Here is a 20,812-nt window from a genome sequence, read left to right on the forward strand (position 1 = left end):
CGCTCAGCCGAAATGGTCCGAGTACGAGTTCGGCCCGGGGGCCTTATTCGTCGGCCTTGGTCTTCAGGACCTTGCGGCCACGATAGAAGCCGTTGGGGCTGATGTGGTGACGCAGGTGCGTTTCGCCCGTGGTGGGCTCGATCGCCGTCGACGGATTCACCAGAAAATCGTGCGAGCGGTGCATACCGCGCTTGGACGGGGACTTCTTGTTTTGTTGAACAGCCATGATGACTCCTAGAAACGGGGCGCATTGTACGCGATGCGGCCCGATGTTGATCTCAATCTTTGTGCTTCAGTTGTTCCAGCACCGCAAACGGCGACGGACGCTTGACAACGGGCTCTTGGGAAGCCTCGCCGTCCTTGGCCTGCGCGCCCGGGCATACATCATGCTTGGGCACATACGGAACGCTCAGAATGAGCTCATCTTCGACCTGGGCCAACAGATCGAAGTGATGCGAACCCACCACCTTTTCAGGCTGGTTGGACACAAAACCATTTCCTGCGCTTCCTGCCTCGCGGCCACCTTCGCCATCCTCGTCCTCGTCGTCAAAACCCGCGGCATGATCGCCATGGGAACTGTCGTCGTCGAGATCGGCTTCGGACTTGACCAACTGCAGCAGAACCTCGCTGTCCACCGGATAGGCGAACGGCTCATTGCACCGCTGACACACCACCACCGGATTCGCCCGCACATGAATGCGCAGCAGCGGCTGACCATGCAGCAGCCCGGTCTTGCCCATTTCTCCGCGCACGGACCACGTCACGAGCCCGGCATCACCCGCCGGCTGCTCGGGAAGCCCGTCAACCGCGCGCGTCAGCCGCACAAGAGGTATGGTGCCTTGCGCTTCCTTGCCCGAATGGGCGAATGCGAATGCGTCGATGGGCTTGATGATCTGTCCTTGCAATTTCGCGGCCCGCCCGGCGTGGCATCACCCCATCCGGGGTGGCGGCACACCAGCGGCGGCACACACCCAGCAGCAGTCAGCGGCAACATTCACGTCACCGGCGGCATGCTGCCCTGCAAAAATGCCGCAAAACGTTAGATAATACTGTGACTTACGTCCCAACGTCAAATACCGAATGCCCTCACAACCCAGCCTGATCCTCGCCTCCAGCTCACGCTACCGCAAAGAACTGCTAGGCCGCCTGCGCCTGCCCTTCACCGCCATCTCGCCCGATGTGGACGAAACGCCACAGCCAGGAGAGTCGCCCGAAGCGCTGGCGCTGCGCCTGTCGGTCGCCAAGGCCATGGCGGTGGCCGGCAAGCACCCGGGCAGCATCGTCATCGGTTCGGACCAGGTCGCCACCATCGACGGCCAACCTATCGGCAAGCCCGGGGATTTTACGCGAGCCCAGGCGCAGTTGCGCGCACTTTCCGGGCAGATCGTGGAATTTCACAGCGCGTTGGCGGTTACTGATGGCCAACGGGTGGAAAAGGCCGATATTGTCACCCGCTGCCACTTCCGGCGCCTGTCTGACCGCGCCATCGACGCCTACCTGCGCGCCGAGGAGCCCTACGATACCGCAGGCAGCGCCAAGGCGGAAAGCCTGGGCATCGCCTTGATGGAAAGCATCCAGAGCGACGACCCGACCGCGATCATCGGCCTGCCGCTGATCGCCCTGACCGGCATGCTGGCCGGATTCGGCCTGGATCCCCTGGACGCCCCGGGAGCTCCCGCATGAGCGGCGCGCTGCACCTGATCCCGGTCGGCCTGGGCGAGGCCAACCCCGACAGCTGGCTGCCTGCCGACGCGCGCGCGCTGGCTGGCACCCTGGATACCTACATCGCCGAAAACGCCAAGACCGCGCGCGCCTTCCTCAAGCTGATCGGCACGACCCGCCCGCTGCAGGAAATCACCATCCACACGCTCACCGACAAGACCGACGCGGCCCAGATCAACGCCTGGCTCGAACCGCTACGCCATGGCGGTGAAATCGGCCTGGTGTCCGAAGCGGGCTGCCCCGCGATCGCCGACCCCGGCGCCAAGGTCGTGGACACCGCCCATCGACTGGGCCTGACCGTCAAACCCTGGGTCGGCCCCTCCTCCATCCTGCTGGGCCTGATGGCCAGCGGCCTGGACGGCCAACGCTTCGCCTTCCACGGCTACGCGCCGGTGGACGCCGGCGAGCGCGCCAAGCAGCTCAAGGCCTGGGAGCAGCAGTCCGCCCGGCACAACCAGACGCAGCTGCTGATCGAGACCCCCTATCGCAACGCCGCCATGTTCGCCACGCTGCTGGCCAGCCTGAAGGGCGACACCAAGCTGTGCATCGCACGCGCGCTGACCACCGCCGACGAATGGATCGCCACCCGCACCATCGCCGACTGGAAAAAACAGCCTGCCCCGCAGTTGGACAAAATGCCCACCCTGTTCCTGTACCTGGCGCGCTGACCATGATCCGACTTGCCGCAGTATTCCTGGCCCTCGCGGCCCTGGCTGGTTGCGCCCAGCGCGGCCCCGCCGGCCTGAACCTGGACACGTCGATCACTGCCGTCAGCCAGAGCAGCCGGGTGCGCTTCGTGGTCCTGCACTACACCTCGACCAACGACGCCCAGTCGATGAAACTGCTGTCACAGGGCAAGGTCAGCGCCCACTACCTGATCGACACGCCCGGACGCGCCTACCGCCTGGTCGACGAAACCCGCGCCGCCTGGCACGCCGGCGAAAGCGCCTGGTACGGCCTGAACGCCATGAACAGTACGTCGATCGGCATCGAGATCGTCAACCCGGGCTGGACCGACGGCGACGACGGCAAGCCGCAGTGGCACGCTTATGGCGACCGACAGATCCGCGCGCTGACGATCCTGTTGCGCGACATCATCCAGCGTTACGGCATCGCCCCCGAGAACGTGGTGGGCCACAGCGACATCGCCCCCCAGCGCAAGGTCGATCCCGGCCCGCTGTTCCCATGGAAGCAACTGGCCGCGGCCGGAATCGGCCGCTGGTACGACGAGGCCGGCGCCGCCTCGCACCTGGCGCGCCTGCAGGCCCAGGGCACGCCCGACGTCGCCTGGTTCCAGCAACAGTTGCAGCGATTGGGCTACACCGCGCCGCAGAACGGCACATTGGACCGGGCCACCATCAATGTGCTGGCGGCCTTCCAGATGCACTACCGCCCCGCCCGGCATGACGGCCAGCCGGACGCCGAAACCGCGGCGATCATGCTGGCCATGCTGTAGCCGGCCGGTGTGCCGCTCACCCCGGGCGGCGGCGCCACCAAACGGCCAGCCGCCAGCCCAACAGCAGCGCCAGCACCGCGGCATACAGGATCGGCTGCGACAGGTCGTTCTTGCCGGCCTTGTGCCACCAGTAGTGCAGTATCGCCAGCAGGCCGATCAGATAGATGGCGCGGTGCAGTTGCTGCCAGCGCCTGCCCAGCTTGCGCATGGCCCACTGCGTGGAGGTAGCCGCCAGCGCCGTCATCAGCACGAAGGCAGCGAAACCCACGGTGATGAAGGGCCGCTCGCCGATGTCCTGCAGCATGGCGGCGGGATCGAAACCGCGGTCCCACCAGACCCAGGCCATGAAATGCATGGCGCCATAGAAGAACGCGAACAGGCCGCACATGCGGCGCAGGCGCACCAGCGCCGGCTGCCCGGTCAGGCGCCGCAAGGGCGTGATCGCCAGGGTCACAAGCAGGCACACCAGCGTCCAGGTGCCCGACGAACGCGTCAGGAATTCCACCGGATTGGCGGTCAGGCCATTGTTGAATCCCAGCCAGATCCAGCGCGCGAATGGCGCCAGGCCGAGCAGAAACAGCCCCGGCTTGGCGCGCGCGACGGCCCGCGCCGACCACTGTGGCTTGCGCGCCGCGACCACGCCGACGGGATCGATCCCGGGCGGCTTCAATAGTTGGCCTTCAGATCCATGCCCTGGTAGAGCGAGGCGACCTGCTCGGCATAACCATTGAACATCAAGGTCTTGCGCTTGGGCGAGAACAGACCGTCCTCGCCGATGCGGCGCTCGGTGGCCTGGCTCCAGCGCGGATGCGGCACGGTGGGATTGACGTTGGCATAGAAGCCATATTCCTGCGGCGCCGCCTTGATCCACGAGGACACCGGCTGCTTTTCCACCAGCCGGATCTTGACCAGCGACTTGCCCGATTTGAAACCGTACTTCCAGGGCACGGCCAGCCTCAACGGCGCGCCGTTCTGGTTGGGCAGCACCTTGCCGTAGACGCCGAACACCAGCATTGCCAACGGATGCATGGCCTCGTCGATACGCAAGCCCTCGACATAGGGCCAGTCGAGGATGGCGGCGCGCACGCCCGGCATGTTCTCGCGCTGCACCGCGGTCACGAATTCCACGTACTTGGCGTTGGCGGTGGGCTCGACCTGCCTGAGCAGCGCCGACAGCGAATAACCGACCCAGGGGATCACCATGGACCACCCCTCGACGCAGCGCAGCCGGTAGACGCGCTCTTCCATTGGCGCCAGCTTGAGCAGTTCGTCGATGTCGAAGGTCCGCGGCTTGCCGACCTCGCCCTCCACGCTGACCGTCCATGGCCGCGTCCGCAGCTTGCCGGCATTGGCCGCGGGCTCGCCCTTGTCAACGCCGAATTCGTAGTAGTTGTTGTACGACGTGATATCACTGAAGGACGTCTGCTTGTCCATGACGCTGAAGGCGGCATTGGCCTGACCCGCCAGGGCGCCGCCAGCGGTCCCCTGGGCGAAGGCGCTGCGCGCCGCCCAGCCGGGCAGCCCCAGCCCCGCCGCCGCGACGCCCGCGCGCAGAATCAGGTCGCGGCGCGAGCGCCAGACAGCCTCGCTGGTGATTTCAGACGGAATGATGTCATCGGGCTTGCGTATCAGCATGGGATTCTCCTGGGGGCCGGCGCGTGGCGGCGCCTTTCGACCACCCCGCGCAGGGTATGGACGATGCGCGACCCCATGATATTCCGCCGACCGCGTCGGCGGCGATCAGCGATAGACCACGTCCGCCCGCGGGTGTTCCCGCGCAGGCGCCCGGTCCCAGGCATTGCGGTAACTCAGGCGGCCGCCGCCAGCGTCCGGCCCAGCAACCATTCGCGCACCAGCGGCACGCTGTCCAGGATGGCCTGCGGGTCACAACCCTCAAGCTCCTTCAGGGTATGCGCGCCGTAAGTCACGCCCAGGCCATGCACGCCGGCATTGGTGGCCATCTGCAGGTCGTGGGACGTGTCGCCCACCATCACGACGCGGGCCGGATCGACGTCCAGTTCGGTCATCAGTTCGTGCAGCATGGCGGGATGCGGCTTGCTGAAGGTTTCGTCGGCCGTGCGGGTGGCATCGAACACCGGCCCCAGGCCCGTCGCGGCCAGGGCGCGGGTCAGGCCGACCCGGCTCTTGCCGGTGGCCACGGCCAGGCGCACATTGCGTTCAGCCAGTTCGGTCAGCAATTCGGGGATGCCGTCGAACAGGCGCAGTTCGGGATCGCGCAGCAAGTAATGGGTGCGATAGCGCTCCAGGAAGCGCGGCAGCATCGCCGGCGTCAGCTGCGGCACGGCGCGGCGCAGCGCGCTTTCCAGCGACAGCCCGATCACCCAACTGGCGTCGGAAGCCGACGGCACCGGCAGCGCGAGGTCGCGGCAGGCCCCCTGGATGGCGGCCACGATGCTGTGCGTGGAATCCATCAGGGTTCCATCCCAGTCAAAAACGACCAGCGAATACGACATATCAGACCGACTCCAGTTGTTTCAGTATTTTCAGGCACGCGGGCGGCAGTTCGGCGGTCAGCGTCATCGGTTCGCCCGTCAGCGGATGATTCAGGGTCAATTGATGGGCATGCAGGAACATGCGGCCGAACCCCATACGGGCGAATTCGGCCCGCACCTCATCGTGGCCGTATTTGTCGTCGCCCACGATGGGAAAGCCGCTGGCCGCCAGGTGCACGCGGATCTGGTGGGTGCGGCCGGTGCGCAGCTCGGCGTCCACCAGGCTGTAGCGGCCGAAGCGCTGCTTGAGCGTAATGATGGTGTGGGCGCTTTGCCCATCGGGATCGACCTTGACGCGGCGCTCGCCGGACTGGGTGGTCCACTTGGACAGCGACAGCTTGATGTGCTGGCGGTCGTTGACCCAATCGCCCTCGACCAGCGCGTAATAGTGCTTGTCGCTACGGCCCTCGCGCAGCATGGCGTGCAGGGCCAGCAGCGCGCTGCGCTTCTTGGCCACCATCAGCAGGCCGGAAGTCTCGCGATCGAGCCGGTGCACCAGTTCGAGGAACTTGGCCTCGGGCCGGGCGGCGCGCAATTGCTCGATGACACCGAAGGACACGCCGCTGCCGCCATGGACCGCCACGCCGGCGGGCTTGTTCACCACCAGCATCGCGTCGTCCTCGAACACTACCGGGAACTCGGCGGCCGGCACCGGCCGGGGCTTGCCCGGGTCGGGCAGACGCAGCGGCGGAATGCGGACCATATCGCCTTCCACCACCCGATAGTCCGCCGAGATGCGTCCCTTGTTTACCCGAACCTCGCCGCCACGGATGGCCTTGTAGATGTGGGTTTTGGGGACGCCCTTGCACAGGCGCATCAGGTAATTATCCAGGCGCTGGCCGGCGTGCTCGGCCCCCACTTCCACCATGCGGACGGAGGGGGTGGCCATAGGGGAGGAAGTTTCTTTGCGCATTGCGGAAAGCGACATATAATCGGGACAGCCTTAAGGGGCTGAATCAGCCGCTGGCGTAGAGATGCAACTCAAGAACGCAACTCCGTCGAGCGCGTGGGCCGCCATTGTACTGCCTGCTCATTCAACCCCTGGGTCATTTGGTCGCCGGCGCAACCGCGCCCTGTCGGATAGTGGTGTGGCATTCATCTTGCCCGCTGTCCCTGCAGGTCCGTTGCCTGCCGCAAGCGGCTTGAAGCACTGCAAGAATCGTCGCATATTTAAAGCACCAGCTGCGTGTAGGCAACCAATCCGACCGCAACTGCCGTTCACAGCACATTTCCGTCAAACCACATTCAGTGAAGCTGACCCTCCTGCTGAAAGAACCCCGTGCCCCACGGCACGACGTGCCCGCCTGACCCGCGGCGGATACGCCTGGGCGCCGCCCAGGTACGGTCCGCATCTTCTTGCCCGCTTCAGCCGCAGCCCGAGTGGCCCGAGGTCACGCGCCGATATCGGCGCGTCATGACAACGGAGAAACCCTCTCATGAAGCGCATGCTGTTCAATGCGACGCACCAGGAAGAATTACGCGTCGCGATCGTCGATGGGCAAAAACTCATCGACCTAGACATCGAGACTGCCGGCCGCGAACAACGCAAAGGCAACATCTACAAAGGTGTCATCACCCGGATCGAACCCGGCCTTGAAGCCTGCTTCGTCAACTACGGCGAAGACCGCCACGGTTTTCTTCCCTTCAAGGAAGTGGCCCGCAGCTTCTTCAAGGAAGGCGTCGACGTCCGCACCGCCCGCATCCAGGATGCCCTGCGCGAAGGCCAGGAACTGATCGTCCAGGTCGAAAAGGAAGAACGTGGCAACAAGGGCGCCGCCCTGACCACCTTCATCTCGCTGGCCGGCCGCTACCTGGTCCTGATGCCCAACAACCCCCGTGGCGGTGGCGTTTCGCGCCGCGTCGAGGGCGAGGACCGCCAGGAACTGCGCGACACGATGGAGCAGCTCGAGCTGCCCCAGGGCATGAGCATCATCGCCCGCACCGCCGGCATTGGCCGCAACGTCGAGGAACTGCAATGGGACTTGTCGTACCTGTTGCAGCTCTGGACCGCCATCGACGGCGCCGCGCGCGACAACTCCGCGCCGATCCTGATCTATCTCGAATCCAGCCTGGTCATCCGCGCCATCCGCGATTATTTCTCGCCCGAAATCGGTGAGATCCTGATCGACACGGACGAGATCGCCGACCAGGCCACCGCGTTCATGAGCGTGGTGATGCCGGACAACGTCCAGCGCGTCAAACGCTACCGCGATGACATCCCGCTGTTCTCGCGCTTCCAGATCGAACACCAGATCGAGACGGCCTACTCGCGCACCGTGACCCTGCCCTCGGGCGGCGCCATCGTCATCGACCACACCGAAGCGCTGGTTTCCGTCGACGTCAACTCGGCCCGCTCGACCCGCGGCGCCGACATCGAGGAAACCGCGCTGCGGACCAACTCGGAAGCCGCCGACGAAGTGGCCCGCCAGTTGCGCTTGCGCGACCTGGGCGGCCTGATCGTGATCGACTTCATCGACATGGAAGACAGCAAGAACCAGCGCGCCGTCGAACAGCGCCTGCGTGATGCCCTCCATTTCGACCGCGCCCGCGTCCAGATGGGCAAGATCTCGCGCTTCGGCCTGATGGAACTGTCGCGCCAGCGCCTGCGTCCGGCCCTGAACGAAGGCTCGCACATCACCTGCCCGCGCTGCAACGGCACCGGCGTGATCCGCGACGCCGAATCCAGCGCCCTGCACGTCCTGCGCCTGCTGCAGGAAGAAGCCATGAAGGAAAACACCGCGGCGGTACACGCCCAGGTGCCGGTCGACGTGGCGACCTACCTGCTGAACGAAAAGCGCGCCGACATCACCAAGATGGAAGCCCGCCTGAAGGTCAACCTGGTGCTGATCCCCAACAAGCACCTGGAAACGCCGCACCACCACATCGAGCGCCTGCGCCACGACGATCCGCGCCTGGAAGAAGTGAAGACCAGCTTCGAGCTGGTCGAGGCGCCCGCCACGGACGCGCCCTGGCAACCGCGCGAGAACGAGGTCAAGGCCCGTCCGGAAGCGCTGGTCAAGGGCATCACGCCCGCGCAACCGGCTCCGGTGTCGACCCCTGCCCCGGCGCCCGCCCCCGTCGCGGCCGCTCCGGCGCAAGCGGGCGGCCCCGGCCTGCTCAAGCGCCTGTTCGGCTGGCTCACCGGCAACAACGAACCCGCCAAGGCAGCTCCGGCCGCCACCCAGGAAGAGGCCGGCGCCAAGCGCGCCACGTCGCCTTCGCGCGGCGGCAAGGGCCGTCACGACGGCCAGGAACGCCGCGGCGAGCGCCACGGTTCCGACCGCAACCGCAACCGCCGCGGTGAATCGCGCGCGGAAGGCGCCGAGGGCAGCGAAGGCGGCCGCCATATCCGTGGCAATCGTCGCGCCGACGGCGAGCGCCAGGAACGAGGCGAACGCCACAATCGCAACGAGCGTGGCGAACGCGATCAGGCCGCGCTGGCCTCGAATCGTCCCGATAGCGCGCCGGAAGCCACTGGTGAAGACACCGGCGCCGGCCGCAACCGCCGCCGTGGCCGTGGCCGCAATCGCCGCGAGGAAGGCCAGGCCGACACGCCGATGAACGATCAGGAAAGCATGGTCGCGGCGCTGGCCCAGACGGTCGCCACCGCGCTGCCGGAAACCCGGCAGCCTGACGCCCAGGGCGAGGCCGACGTTGTCGAACAGAGCGCCGATGGCGCGCCCGCCATGGAAGGCGCCGAAGGCGCCGCCGATCCGGAACGCAAGCGTCGCCGCCGCCGCAGCCGCCGTGGCCGCCGCAGCCAGGACGAGTCCGGCGTGGCTGGCAGCGAAGAGCAGATGGAAGAGGGTGGCGAGGAAGATGCCGGCGAACAGGCCGAGGCCGAGGCCGTAACCGCGGCCCCCGCGCCGGCCGCCCTCCCGGTCGAGCAAGCCGCGCCGCAGGCCTTGGCTCCGGAGCAACCGGCTGAAGCCGCTCAAGCCGAAGCCGAACCGGCCTCCGCGCCGGTCGAGCAGGTTCCTGCCGTTGCCGAGCCGGTGACGCCGCAACCCACGCAGAGCCCGGTTGCCGAGGCAACCGCGCCGGTAGCCGTGGAGCCCGCCAGCCAGGTTTCCGAAGCCGCCCCCGCCGCCGCGCCGGTGGAAGCCGCCACGGTCGAACCGGTGGTGGAACCCGTAGTCACGGCCGCCCCCGCCGAGCCGGTCGCCGCGCCGGTCGCGCCGGTTGCCGCCTCTACCCCGGTGGAAGAACCGTCGGCCCCGGTGGCGACGCCCGCCCAGGTTGCTGCGCCCGCCGCCTCGACCGAACAGGCCGCGCCGGCCAGCACCCAGCCCATCGTGGTGCCGGCAACCGCGCCCTCGGCCAAGGCCCAGGCCCTGCATGAGGTGGTCAACGCCGCCGGCCTGCAATGGGTGGAAACCGACCCCGAGCGCCACGCCCAGACGCAGCTGCGTATCGCCGCAGCGCACACGCCGGTCCGCCTGGGCCGCGAGCGCAAGCCGGTGGCGCCGGTTTCGAACGAACCGCTGGTTCAGGTCGAAACCCGCCACTAAGCACGGCGCCTGGCGAAAAGCCCCCATCATGCGATGGGGGCTTTTTTTTCGGGCTGGCCAATCGGCGCGCGCATGGCCGCGCAAGTTGAGGCGAAAAAAAACCCTCGTCGCCGAGGGTTCTTTCATCAGACCGGACGCAGAACGATCAGAACTGGTACGTGTAGGTCAACTGCACCGTATCCAGGCCCGGGTTCGGGCGCTTGATGCTGGCGTTGGAGAAGTGCGAATAGCGCAGGCCGATGCGGTTGTTCGGCGTCAGCAGGAAGCCCAGGCCGACGTGGTCGCCGAACTGGAAGGCGGTGCTGATGTTCTCGTTGGCGAAGCGGGTGCGCGAAAACACGGTCGCGCCAATGCCGGCTTCGAGGTAGAAGCGCTCGCCGGCCCACCAGCGGAACATCGGGATGGCGTTCAATTGCCATACATTGCTGGGCGAGCGGTCACCGTTCGCCCACCAGTACGACACGCCGAGTTCGGGCGTCAGGTCCAGGCGGCCCCAGTTGCCACCGAACTGGTAGGTCCAGACCGAGGGCGTTTCGTAATTCAGCGTAAAGCGCTGGTAATGATCACCAACACCGTAGTGCAGGCTCACGCCACCTTGGGTGCCTTCGGACGACTGGGCGCTGGCGATCGTCGCGGCGCTGGCAAGGGCCAAACCAACTAGGCGGGCAAGCATCTTCTTCTTGGTCGACTGCATTGGAAGCAACTCCGTATTTGTTTGGGATGCACATCTCGGCGCAATTCACGAGTGTTATCCAGTACTACAGAACATAGCAAAAACCGGGCCGGAAGGCTTGCAATATGTCGTAATAAGGCAACAAAAAAGATGGAAAACACTGTTCCGTCCAGCAGAGGCAATGCCCCTGTCATGACGCCAAACCTGAGCGCGCAAAAAAGCCGCCGGCACTGACGCGCGGCGGCTATTCATGCATTGCGCCCACCGGGTCGGCAAGACCCGGACGGGATGGCTCAGGCGGGGGCGACGACGTCGGCCGGCTGGTTGGTCAGCAGCGCCAGCAGGCGGGCGATTTCCTCGCGCAACTGGCGGCGATCGACGACCATGTCGATGGCGCCCTTCTGCAACAGGAACTCGGCGCGCTGGAAGCCTTCCGGCAGCTTCTCGCGCACGGTCTGTTCGATCACGCGCGGGCCGGCAAAGCCGATCAGGGCCTTGGGCTCGGCGATGACCACGTCGCCCATGAAGGCAAAGCTCGCGGACACGCCTCCCATGGTGGGGTCGGTCAGCACACTGATGAACGGCAGGCCGGCGGCCGACAGGCGCGTCAGCATGGCGTTGGTTTTGGCCATCTGCATCAGCGACAGCAGGCTTTCCTGCATGCGCGCGCCACCCGAGGCGGCGACACAGATGAAGGGCGTCTTGTTGTCGAGCGCGGCCTGGGCGCCGCGCGCGAAGCGCTCGCCCACCACCGATCCCATGGAGCCGCCCATGAACTCGAACTCGAAGCAGGCCAGCGTCGCCGGCACGCCACGGATCGAGCCGCTGACCACCACCAGCGCGTCGGTTTCCCCGGTCTGCTTGACGGCTTCGGCCAGGCGCTCGGGATACTTGCGCGTGTCCTTGAATTTCAGCGAGTCGACCGAGCGCGTGCTCTGGCCGATCTCGACCCGCCCTTCCATATCGAGCAACGAGTCGATGCGGGCACGGGCGCCGATGCGCATGTGGTGATCGCACTTGGGGCAGACGTGCAGGTTGGCTGCCAGGTCTTCGCTGTACAGCACCGTTTCGCACGACGGACATTTCACCCACAGGCCTTCGGGCACGCGACGGGCGCCGCTGTCGCTGGTTTTATTGATGCGAGGCGGCAGGAGTTTTTCGATCCAGCTCATTGTTTGTTCATCCCGTAAGGAAGTCGCGCCAGGCCGCTCAGGCCGACGCGCTCGGTCGTTTTACTTGATCCAGCGCCTGCCGGATGGTGCGCAGCCAGCCGCTGGCGGCGGCGACTGCGGCGTCGGTTTGCTGGCCGGCGGGCGCATTCGCCACCGCCTGCTCCATGGTTTCAATCAGTTTGCTGCCGATGACGACCGCGTCAGCCACGCGGGCCACGCGCTGCGCGCTTTCCGCGTCGCGGATGCCGAAGCCCACGCCGACCGGGATGTCGCGCACGTGGCGGCGGATCACCGCCACGCGTTCGGCGACGTCGTCGGTATTGAGCGAGCCGGCGCCCGTCACGCCCTTGAGCGAGACGTAATAGACATAGCCGCGAGCCACGTGGGCCACCGCCTGGATACGCGCTTCGGTCGAGGTGGGGGCCAGCAGGAAGATCGGCGCGATGCCGTGGCGGCCGAGGGTGCCGGCAAACTCGACCACTTCTTCGGGCGGATAGTCGACCACCAGCACGCCGTCGACGCCCGCGGCTTCGGCCCGGCGGGCGAATTCGGCCTGGCCCATGCGTTCGATCGGGTTGGCGTAGCCCATCAGCACCACGGGGGTGGCCGTATCGCGCTGGCGGAACTCGGCCACCAGGTCGAGCACCCGGCCCAGCCCCACGCCCTGGGCGATGGCGCGCTCGGCGGCGCGCTGGATCACCGGGCCGTCGGCCATGGGATCGGAAAACGGCACGCCCAACTCGATGACGTCGGCGCCGGCCTCGACCAGCGCGTGCATCAGGGGAACGGTGGCGGCGGGCGACGGATCGCCTGCCGCGATGTAGGGAATCAGCGCCGCGGCACGGCCGGACTCGGCGGTGCGCCCGAAGGCGGCGGCGATGCGATCGGAACGGGTTGTCGTCATGTTAGAGCTCGATGCCGGCACGTTCGGCGACAGTATGCATATCCTTGTCGCCGCGGCCCGACAGATTGACCAGGATGACGGCGTCGTGCGGCAGCGTGGGGGCCATCTTCACGGCCTGGGCGATGGCGTGGGAAGATTCAAGCGCCGGCATGATGCCTTCGATGCGGCAGCAATCATGGAAGGCCTTGAGGGCTTCGTCGTCGGTGATGCCGACGTATTCGGCCCGGCCGCTGTCCTTGAGCCAAGCATGTTCGGGACCGACGCCGGGGTAATCCAGGCCGGCCGAGACCGAGTGCGTTTCCTGGACCTGGCCGTCGGCATCCTGCATGACGTAGGTGCGGTTGCCGTGCAGCACGCCGATCCGGCCGGCGGCCAGCGATGCGGCGTGCTTGCCGCTGTCCATGCCCTCGCCCGCGGCTTCGACGCCGATCAGGCGCACGTTCTCGTAGGGGATGTAGGGATGGAAGATGCCCATGGCGTTGGAGCCGCCGCCGACCGCGGCCACGACGTAGTCGGGCTGGCGACCGATGGCCTCGGGCATCTGCGTCAGGCATTCGTTGCCGATGACGGTCTGGAAATCCCGCACCATGCGCGGATAGGGGTCGGGCCCCGCCACCGTGCCGATGATGTAGAAGGTGTTCTCGATGTTGGTGACCCAGTCGCGCATGGCTTCGTTGAGCGCGTCCTTGAGGGTGCGCGAACCGGACGTGACCGGCACCACCGTGGCGCCCAGCAGCTTCATGCGGTAGACGTTGGAAGCCTGGCGGCGCACGTCTTCGCTGCCCATGTAGACCACGCATTCCATGCCGTAGCGGGCAGCCACCGTGGCCGTGGCCACGCCATGCTGGCCAGCGCCGGTTTCGGCGATGACGCGCGGCTTGCCCATGCGCTTGGCCAGCAGCGCCTGGCCGATGCAGTTGTTGACCTTGTGCGCGCCGGTGTGGTTGAGGTCTTCGCGCTTGAACCAGATCTGGGCGCCGCCCAGTTGTTCGGACCAGCGGCGGGCATGATAGACCGGGCTGGGACGGCCGACGAAATGCTTGAGTTCGTAGTTGAACTCTTCCAGGAAGGCGGGATCGACACGATAGCGGTCATAGGCCGCGCGCAGCTCGTCGAGCGCGTGCATCAGCGTTTCCGCCACGAAAACACCGCCATAAGGGCCGAAATGGCCCTGGGCATCCGGAAAATCGTAAGGTTTCACCAAGCATCTCCCCCGGCATCACGACCGGCCACTGCGGCCCGCGAATCCGGTTTGCAACCCGTCATTTTACCTGACGCCGGCCAGGGCGGGGACGCACCCCGGCCCTGGGCCGGACGCCGCTGGACCGGGTATCGTCGACCGGGCACCCCGGCCGGGCGTGTCAGAGCGACTGCCCCAGGCGGCGCAGGAAGGTCTCGCAGGCCGCCAGTTGATCGAGCGCGACGAATTCGTCGGGCTTGTGCGCCTGTTCGATGTGGCCCGGGCCGCAGACCACGGTCGGGATGCCGATGCCCTGGAACAGGCCGGCTTCGGTGCCATAGGCCACCTTGCGGGTGGCGCGGTCCTCGGTCAGGGCGCGCACCAGCTGAGTGATGGCCGCCTCTTCGGACGCTTCCAGCGCGGGCGCGGCGGCGCCGGTCTCGATCTCGATGCTGGCGCCGTCGAATTCGGCCTTCATGCGCGGCAGGAGCTCTTCGCGCACGTATTTTTCGACTTCGGCCTGGATCTGGTCGGGTTGCATGCCCGGCAGGTTGCGGAATTCGTAGGTGAATTCGCACAGCTCGGGAATGGTGTTGACCGCGATGCCGCCGCGGATCTGGTTGGTGGTCATGGTCGAGAACGGCACGTCGTAGAACTGGTCGTACGGGCCATTGGCCTTGAAGCTGTCGGCCAGGTCGCGGATGCGGCAGATCAGGCGGGCGGCGTATTCGATGGCGTTGCAGCCGCGCGGGGTCAGCGACGAGTGCGCCGCCTTGCCATGCACCTTGCAGCGGAACAGGTTGATGCCCTTGTGCGCCACCACCACCTGCATGCCGGTGGGCTCGCCCACCACGCAGCCTTCGGGGCGGATGCCGCGGTCGTGCAGATCAGCCAGCATGTACGGCGCGCCGGCGCAGCCGACTTCCTCGTCGTAGGAAAATGCCAGATGGATCGGCTTCTTGCGCGGCATGGCCAGGAAATCCGGCACCAGCGCCAGCGAACCGGCGATGAACCCTTTCATGTCGCAGCTGCCACGGCCATACAACAGGCCGTCTTTCTCGACCAGCTTGAACGGGTCCGTGCTCCAGTCCTGGCCGTCGACCGGCACCACGTCGGTGTGGCCCGACAGGACGATGCCGCCCTGCTGGTTGCCGTCCTGCGCGGGCAGGGTCGCGAAAAGGTTGGCCTTGGTGCGCTCGGGATTGTGCGCCAGCCACGCCTCGACGCCCTGGCCCTTGAGCCAGTCGCGGACGGTCTCGATGAGGGCGAGATTGGAATTTCGGCTGGTGGTGTCGAAACCGACCAGCGTCTCCAGCCAGGTGCGCGCGTTCATGTAGCAACTCTCTTGGGGAAAAGCAGCAGTGTAAAGCCAGGAAGCGTCCGCGTCCCGCGCCCCAGGGCGTTGTGACGGCGCGCCTGGGCCTAGAATGTCGGCCTTCAAGCAGCAAGCCCCTAGGAGCAATCGTGCAGCACAAAGCAGTTCCCACGCGCAACATCGTGGCGGCAGTCATCGGCAATGCCCTCGAATGGTATGACTTCCTGGTGTTCGCGTTCATGACGCCGATCATCTCGAAACTGTTCTTCCCGACCGATCCCAGCGTTCCCGGCAGCGAACTGAATGCCATCCTGATGACCACGGCGATCTTCGGCGTCGGTTTCTTCATGCGGCCGGTGGGCGGCATCATCCTCGGCCTTTATGGCGACAAAAAAGGCCGCAAGGCGGCCATGGTGCTGGTAACGTCGCTGATGGCGGTGTCGATCGCCCTGATCACCGTGGCGCCCACCTATCACGCCGCCGGCATCCTGGCCCCCCTCTTCATCCTGATCGCGCGGCTGCTGCAGGGCTTCTCGGCCGGCGGTGAGTTCGGCACCTCGACCGCCCTGCTGATCGAGATGGCGCCCAATGGCAGGCGCGGTTTCTACGGCTCGTGGCAGATGGCCGGACAGATGCTGGCGCTGCTGATCGGCGCGGCCTGCGGCACGCTGATCACCGAGTTCTTCACGCAGGAGCAGATCGCGGCCTGGGCCTGGCGCCTGCCGTTCGCTTTCGGCCTGGTGATTGTGCCGATCGCCATCTATATCCGCCGCAACATCGACGAAACCGATGCCTTCAAGCAGCTCAAGGAAGAGGAGCGCCAAGCCGCCGCGCGCGGCGAGGTGCAGCGCCTGAGCCTGGCCGAGATGGTCCGCAGCCACACCCGCGAGACGCTGATCGGCGTGGGCCTGGTGGTCACGGCGACGGTGTCGATCTACATCACCTTCACCTATCTGGTGACCTATTCGACCCAGATCCTCAAGCTGCCGCTGAACCAGACCTTTCTGGTGCAGATGGCGGGCGCGGCATTGATGGTGCTGCTGACGCCGTTCATGGGCGCCTGGTCCGACCGTGTCGGCCGCCGCCCTCTCGTGATCGGCTCGCTGATCGGCTACCTGGTGGTGCTGTATCCGCTGTACCACTGGCTGTCGGATGCGCCGTCGATTGGCCGCCTGCTGACGGTGCAGATCGTGGTGTGCTTCTTCGTGTCGGCCTTCTTCGGCGTATTCAGCACCGTCATGGCGGAACTGTTCCCGGCCCGGGTGCGTTCAGTGGGCCTGTCGCTGGCCTATAACGTGGCGGTGATGATCTTCGGCGGCTTCGCCCAGTTCATCGTGACCTGGCTGATCAAGACCACGGGTTCGCCGATGGCGCCCGCCTACTACGTGATGTTCGGCGTCGCGCTGGGGCTGGTGGCCTCGTTCTTCATGCGCGAACGCGCCCACGAGAACCTGGACCACTGAAGCCCGCCGGCAGGATCCCGGGCCGCCCCGGCCCGGGGCGCGACCTGCACGCCCGAGCCGGCGCGCCCGGCTAGCGCCGCGCCGCCGACGACACGCCCGGCACTTCGGCCAGCGCGGCCAGCGCGCGCGCCAGCGATTCGCCGCCGCGCACTTCCACCGTGAACACCATATGGGCCAGCGACTGCCGGCTCTGGGTGTTCACGCCCACCACGTTCAGGCGCAGCCGCGCGAACACTTCGGACAGGTCGCGCAGCAGGCCGGGGCGGTCGTGCGCGCGCACGCTGATGTCGACCGGATAGAAAGTGTCCGCCGGCGTCTCGCCCCAAGCCACTTCGATCACGCGCTCGGGTTCGCGCGCCGCCAGCGCCAGGTAGCTGTGGCAGTCGCCGCGGTGGATCGACACGCCGCGCCCCCGCGTCACGAAGCCGGCGATCGCGTCGGGCGGCGCCGGACGGCAGCAGCGCGCCAGTTGCGTCAGCAGCGAGTCCACGCCCACCACCAGCACCCCGCTCTTGCCGCTTTTCTCGGCGCTGCCGGCGCTGGCGTGGCGCAGGGCGGCCGGCTGCGGCTCGACGGCGGGCGCCGGCTGCTGGAACACGGCGTCGATCTGGCGCAGGCTGAACTCTTCCTTGGCGGCGGCCACGTACAGGTCGTCGGCGCGGGCGAAACCGAGGTTCTGTGCCAGCTGTTCGAGGTTGACCGCGGTTTTGCCCAGCCGCTGCAATTCCTTCTCGACCAGCGCCTGGCCCTGCGTGATGCGCTGTTGCAGTTCGATGGCGTTGAACCACATGCGCACCTTGGCGCGGGCCCGCGGACTGGCCAGGAACCCCAACTGAGGATTGAGCCAGTCGCGCGACGGCCCGCCGGACTTGGCGGAAATGATCTCGACCGTCTGGCCGGTGGCCAGGCGCGTCTGCAGGGGCACCATCTGGCCGTCGACGCGCGCGCCGCGGCAGCGGTGGCCCAGGTCGGTGTGCAGGTGGTAGGCGAAATCGACCGGCGTGGCGCCGGCCGGCAACTCGATCACGCGGGCCTGCGGCGTCAGCACGTAGATGCGCTCGTCGGTCGGCGCGGGCGCGACCGAGGCATGGCGGTTCTTGCCGGGCCCGGACTTGGCGGCGGCCGGCCTGGCCGCGTCCGGCTTGTCGGCGGCGGGCGTCTCGCCGGCCTCGACATCGCTGTTCCAGGCGAGCAGCTGGCGCATCCAGGCCAGTTGCCGGTCGTATTCGCTGGAGGCGGCCACCTGCCCGCCCTTGGCGCCGGCCTCCTTGTAGCGCCAGTGCGCGGCCATGCCGTACTCGGCGAACTGGTGCATTTCGCGGGTACGGATCTGCACCTCGAACGGCCGGCCGTCGTCGTCGGTCACCACCGTGTGCAGCGAGCGGTAGCCGTTGGGCTTGGGCCGCGAGATGTAATCGTCGAACTCATCGGACAGCGGCGTCCACATCTCGTGCACCATGCCCAGGGCCATGTAGCACGCGCGCACGTCCTCGACGATGATGCGCAGGGCGCGCAGGTCGTACATCTGCGAGAAGTCGAGCCGCTTGATCCGCATCTTGTTCCAGATGCTGTAGATGTGCTTGGGCCGGCCGCTGACCTCGGCCTCGATGCCGTGTCTGGCCAGCGCCGTCTGCAGACGCTCGATGGCGTCGGCGATGAAGGCCTCGCGCTCGGCCCGCTTTTCCTCGAGCAAACGGGCAATCTGCTTGTAGCGGTCGGGCTCCAGGAAGCGGAACGCCAGGTCTTCCATTTCCCACTTGATCTGCCAGATGCCCAGGCGGTTGGCCAGCGGCGCGTACAGATCCAGGGTTTCGCGGGCGAAAGCGGTCGAACAGGGGGTCTTGCTTTCGGCATGCCAGCGCAGCGTGCGCAGGCGCGAGGCCAGGCGCATCAGCACAATGCGCAGGTCGGCCGCCATGGCCAGCAGCATCTTGCGCTGCATTTCCTTCTGGGTGCCGGTTTCCGCTTCGACATCGCTGGCCTGGCGCGCCACCACGCCAAGGCGCAGCAGGGCGCGCGTGCCCTGCACCAGGCGAGCGACCTCGGCGCCGAAGGCGGCGGCGATCGGGTCGTTACGCAGCGCAGGCGCCGGCGCGGTCAGGTCGGTGGGCAAGGCTGCCAGCAGCGCCGCGGCGCGCGTGGCGGCGTCGGTGTGCAGGCCCGCCAGGATCCGCACCACGCCGGCGCCGTGCGAGGCGAGCGGTTCGCCGGTCAGGGCGTGCTGGCCCTCGAAACGGGGAACCGACCAGGCCACCGCCTGGTCGATAAGCGCCAGGCCGTCGGCGTCGAGGCCCGCGCCCGCCTCCTGCCGCCAGGAAGCGTCGAAAGGCGAAGGCGCATCAGGTACAGGCGGGGCGGACATCGCGAACGTCGTGCGGAACGGTAATCGAAGATTCCGACACTCTACACTAGGAATCGACGCTGAAAACCCTGGCCCGTGCCAGGCCTATATACAAGGAACCCAAGCTTATGTTGCGCTGGCTCAAGGGCCGGGGCGCTCGCGCTGCCGAGGTGGCGCAGATGCAGGCCCGGATCGCACCCGACCTCTGGCGGCAGGTGCTCGATGCCCATCCCTTCCTGGCGGCGCTGGACGCCGAGGAAACCGCGCAGTTGCTGGCGCGCTCGGCCTGGCTGCTGGCCAGCAAAACCATCAATGGCGCGCAGGGCCTGGAAGTCACCGACTTCATGCGCCTGTCGATCGCGGCCCAGGCCAGCCTGCCGATCCTGAACCTGACGCCCACGCTGTACGAGGGCTGGGACGAGATCATCGTGTATCCCGCCGGGTTCCGCATCCCGCGCCAGCAGATGGACGAGAACGGCGTGATGCACGAATACCTGGAAGACGCCGCCGGCGAGGCCTGGGAAGGCGGTCCGCTGGTGCTGTCGTGGGCGGATACGCAACTGTCCGAGGGCGGTTTCAACGTGGTGATCCACGAGTTCGCGCACAAGCTCGACCTGCAAGCCGGTCTTGCCGACGGCATGCCGTCGCTGGCGGCGCATGGCGATCTCAAGCCGCGCGACTGGCGCCGCGTCCTGGACGACAGCCTGGAGCGCTTCATTGCCGCGGTGGACGCGGTGGAGGCCGCCATTCCCCATGACGTGGATCCGGAAAGCGCCGAGGCCGATGCCTGGTATGGCCGCTTGCCGCTCGACCCCTATGCCGCCACCGATGAGGCGGAGTTCTTCGCCGTCAGCTCCGAGCACTTCTTCGTCGATCCCCACCCCATGGCCGAGGCTCTGCCCGAATGGTTCGGCCTGCTGCGGGCCTACTACCGCCAGGACACCCTGGCGCGCTACCCATGAAACGGCTGCTGATCGTGTGGCATTCCCGCACCGGCGCGGCGCGCCAGATGGCCGAGGCAGCCGCCCGGGGCGCGGTCGCCGCGGCGGCGCTGCTGGAACAGCCGGACGATCTGGCGGTGACGCTGCGCCGCGCCGCGGACGCCGGGGTGGACGAGGTGCTGGCCAGCGACGGCTTGTTGTTCTGCGCGCCGGAAAATCTGGCCAGTCTGAGTGGCGAAATGAAGGAATTCTTCGACCGCTGCTACTACGGCGCGCTCGACCGCATCGCAGGACGGCCCTACGCCTGCCTGGTCAGCGCCGGCAGCGACGGCGCCGGCGCGGCCCGCCAGGTGGAGCGCATCTGCACCGGCTGGCGCCTGCGGGCCGTGGCGCCGGCCCTGATCGTCAACCTGGGCGCGCAGACACCCGCGCAGATTGCCGCCCCCAAGCGCGTGGCGCCGGCCGAGCTGGCGCGCTGCGAGGAAGCCGGCGGCCTGCTCGCGGGCCTGTTGCTGACGGCGGGTTAGCGCGAGCCAGCCGGCGCGAAAGGCCGCCCAGGGCCCGCGATCCTCGCAGGCGATCAGCGCGCGGGCCTGGCATCGGTCACCACGCCCCCTGGAA

The 20,812-nt window shown here is 67.2% G+C and carries 19 protein-coding genes; 7 read left to right on the forward strand and 12 right to left on the reverse strand.

What is annotated here, in order from left to right; all coding sequences use genetic code 11:
* Positions 1-43: 43 nt before the first annotated feature.
* Positions 44-226, reverse strand: a complete 183-nt coding sequence (gene rpmF / locus K2W61_RS01805; RefSeq protein WP_006389284.1) for a 50S ribosomal protein L32 — start codon at positions 224-226, stop codon at positions 44-46.
* Between the two features lie 52 nt (positions 227-278).
* A complete protein-coding gene (locus K2W61_RS01810) occupies positions 279-905 on the reverse strand; it encodes a YceD family protein (RefSeq protein ID WP_175133093.1) in 627 nt (208 codons plus the stop codon).
* 175 nt (positions 906-1,080) lie between these two features.
* Between K2W61_RS01810 and K2W61_RS01815 the strand changes: the two genes are divergently transcribed.
* The 3 genes from K2W61_RS01815 to K2W61_RS01825 are packed head-to-tail and all read left to right on the forward strand — an operon-like array spanning position 1,081 to position 3,178.
* Positions 1,081-1,683, forward strand: coding sequence for a Maf-like protein (locus K2W61_RS01815; protein WP_175133092.1), 603 nt, complete (start codon positions 1,081-1,083; stop codon positions 1,681-1,683).
* Positions 1,680-2,390, forward strand: coding sequence for an SAM-dependent methyltransferase (locus K2W61_RS01820; RefSeq protein WP_236754979.1), 711 nt, complete (start codon positions 1,680-1,682; stop codon positions 2,388-2,390). The genes K2W61_RS01815 and K2W61_RS01820 overlap by 4 nt, the downstream gene beginning before the upstream one ends.
* Entirely contained in the window at positions 2,387-3,178 is a 792-nt protein-coding gene (locus K2W61_RS01825; protein ID WP_419761628.1) for an N-acetylmuramoyl-L-alanine amidase, read from the forward strand. The genes K2W61_RS01820 and K2W61_RS01825 overlap by 4 nt, the downstream gene beginning before the upstream one ends.
* A gap of 16 nt (positions 3,179-3,194) precedes the next feature.
* Here the strand turns inward: K2W61_RS01825 and msrQ are convergent, their stop codons facing one another.
* The 4 genes from msrQ to K2W61_RS01845 form a co-directional block, all read right to left on the reverse strand.
* Positions 3,195-3,848 (reverse strand): protein-methionine-sulfoxide reductase heme-binding subunit MsrQ, encoded by a 654-nt coding sequence (gene msrQ, locus K2W61_RS01830; RefSeq protein WP_217467959.1) that lies wholly within the window; start codon positions 3,846-3,848, stop codon positions 3,195-3,197.
* On the reverse strand, positions 3,845-4,813 hold the full coding sequence (msrP, locus tag K2W61_RS01835) for a protein-methionine-sulfoxide reductase catalytic subunit MsrP (RefSeq protein ID WP_175133089.1): 969 nt from the start codon (positions 4,811-4,813) through the stop codon (positions 3,845-3,847). The genes msrQ and msrP overlap by 4 nt, the downstream gene beginning before the upstream one ends.
* Before the next feature lie 173 nt (positions 4,814-4,986).
* On the reverse strand, positions 4,987-5,652 hold the full coding sequence (locus tag K2W61_RS01840) for an HAD family hydrolase (protein WP_175133088.1): 666 nt from the start codon (positions 5,650-5,652) through the stop codon (positions 4,987-4,989).
* A gap of 1 nt (position 5,653) precedes the next feature.
* Entirely contained in the window at positions 5,654-6,619 is a 966-nt protein-coding gene (locus K2W61_RS01845) for an RluA family pseudouridine synthase (RefSeq protein WP_175133087.1), read from the reverse strand.
* A 508-nt stretch (positions 6,620-7,127) separates the two neighbouring features.
* Between K2W61_RS01845 and K2W61_RS01850 the strand changes: the two genes are divergently transcribed.
* On the forward strand, positions 7,128-10,202 hold the full coding sequence (locus K2W61_RS01850) for a ribonuclease E/G (protein ID WP_236754980.1): 3,075 nt from the start codon (positions 7,128-7,130) through the stop codon (positions 10,200-10,202).
* Positions 10,203-10,347: 145 nt separating this feature from the next.
* Here K2W61_RS01850 and K2W61_RS01855 read toward each other — a convergent pair whose 3' ends face one another.
* From K2W61_RS01855 to argE, 5 genes are all read right to left on the reverse strand, one after another.
* The gene (locus tag K2W61_RS01855) at positions 10,348-10,896 is read right to left on the reverse strand and encodes an acyloxyacyl hydrolase (protein WP_175133085.1); all 549 of its coding nucleotides are present in this window, start codon (positions 10,894-10,896) and stop codon (positions 10,348-10,350) included.
* 272 nt (positions 10,897-11,168) lie between these two features.
* Positions 11,169-12,047, reverse strand: a complete 879-nt coding sequence (gene accD, locus K2W61_RS01860; protein ID WP_175133084.1) for an acetyl-CoA carboxylase, carboxyltransferase subunit beta — start codon at positions 12,045-12,047, stop codon at positions 11,169-11,171.
* A 37-nt stretch (positions 12,048-12,084) separates the two neighbouring features.
* Positions 12,085-12,951 carry a tryptophan synthase subunit alpha gene (gene trpA / locus K2W61_RS01865; RefSeq protein ID WP_175133083.1) on the reverse strand — a complete coding sequence of 289 codons (867 nt, stop codon included), beginning with the start codon at positions 12,949-12,951 and terminating at the stop codon, positions 12,085-12,087.
* A 1-nt stretch (position 12,952) separates the two neighbouring features.
* A complete protein-coding gene (gene trpB / locus K2W61_RS01870; protein ID WP_175133082.1) occupies positions 12,953-14,152 on the reverse strand; it encodes a tryptophan synthase subunit beta in 1,200 nt (399 codons plus the stop codon).
* Between the two features lie 160 nt (positions 14,153-14,312).
* Positions 14,313-15,464, reverse strand: coding sequence for an acetylornithine deacetylase (argE, locus tag K2W61_RS01875; protein ID WP_175140869.1), 1,152 nt, complete (start codon positions 15,462-15,464; stop codon positions 14,313-14,315).
* Between the two features lie 131 nt (positions 15,465-15,595).
* Between argE and K2W61_RS01880 the strand changes: the two genes are divergently transcribed.
* Positions 15,596-16,909, forward strand: a complete 1,314-nt coding sequence (locus K2W61_RS01880; protein ID WP_175133080.1) for an MFS transporter — start codon at positions 15,596-15,598, stop codon at positions 16,907-16,909.
* Between the two features lie 70 nt (positions 16,910-16,979).
* Here the strand turns inward: K2W61_RS01880 and K2W61_RS01885 are convergent, their stop codons facing one another.
* On the reverse strand, positions 16,980-19,271 hold the full coding sequence (locus K2W61_RS01885; RefSeq protein WP_175133079.1) for a RelA/SpoT family protein: 2,292 nt from the start codon (positions 19,269-19,271) through the stop codon (positions 16,980-16,982).
* A gap of 107 nt (positions 19,272-19,378) precedes the next feature.
* Between K2W61_RS01885 and K2W61_RS01890 the strand changes: the two genes are divergently transcribed.
* Both K2W61_RS01890 and K2W61_RS01895 read left to right on the forward strand, forming a co-directional pair.
* A complete protein-coding gene (locus K2W61_RS01890) occupies positions 19,379-20,212 on the forward strand; it encodes a M90 family metallopeptidase (RefSeq protein WP_175133078.1) in 834 nt (277 codons plus the stop codon).
* The gene (locus K2W61_RS01895; RefSeq protein WP_236754981.1) at positions 20,209-20,718 is read left to right on the forward strand and encodes a flavodoxin family protein; all 510 of its coding nucleotides are present in this window, start codon (positions 20,209-20,211) and stop codon (positions 20,716-20,718) included. Before K2W61_RS01890 ends, K2W61_RS01895 begins: the two co-directional genes overlap by 4 nt.
* Positions 20,719-20,812: the final 94 nt, after the last annotated feature.

Source organism: Achromobacter pulmonis (assembly GCF_021733725.1).
Lineage (GTDB): Bacteria > Pseudomonadota > Gammaproteobacteria > Burkholderiales > Burkholderiaceae_B > Achromobacter > Achromobacter pulmonis.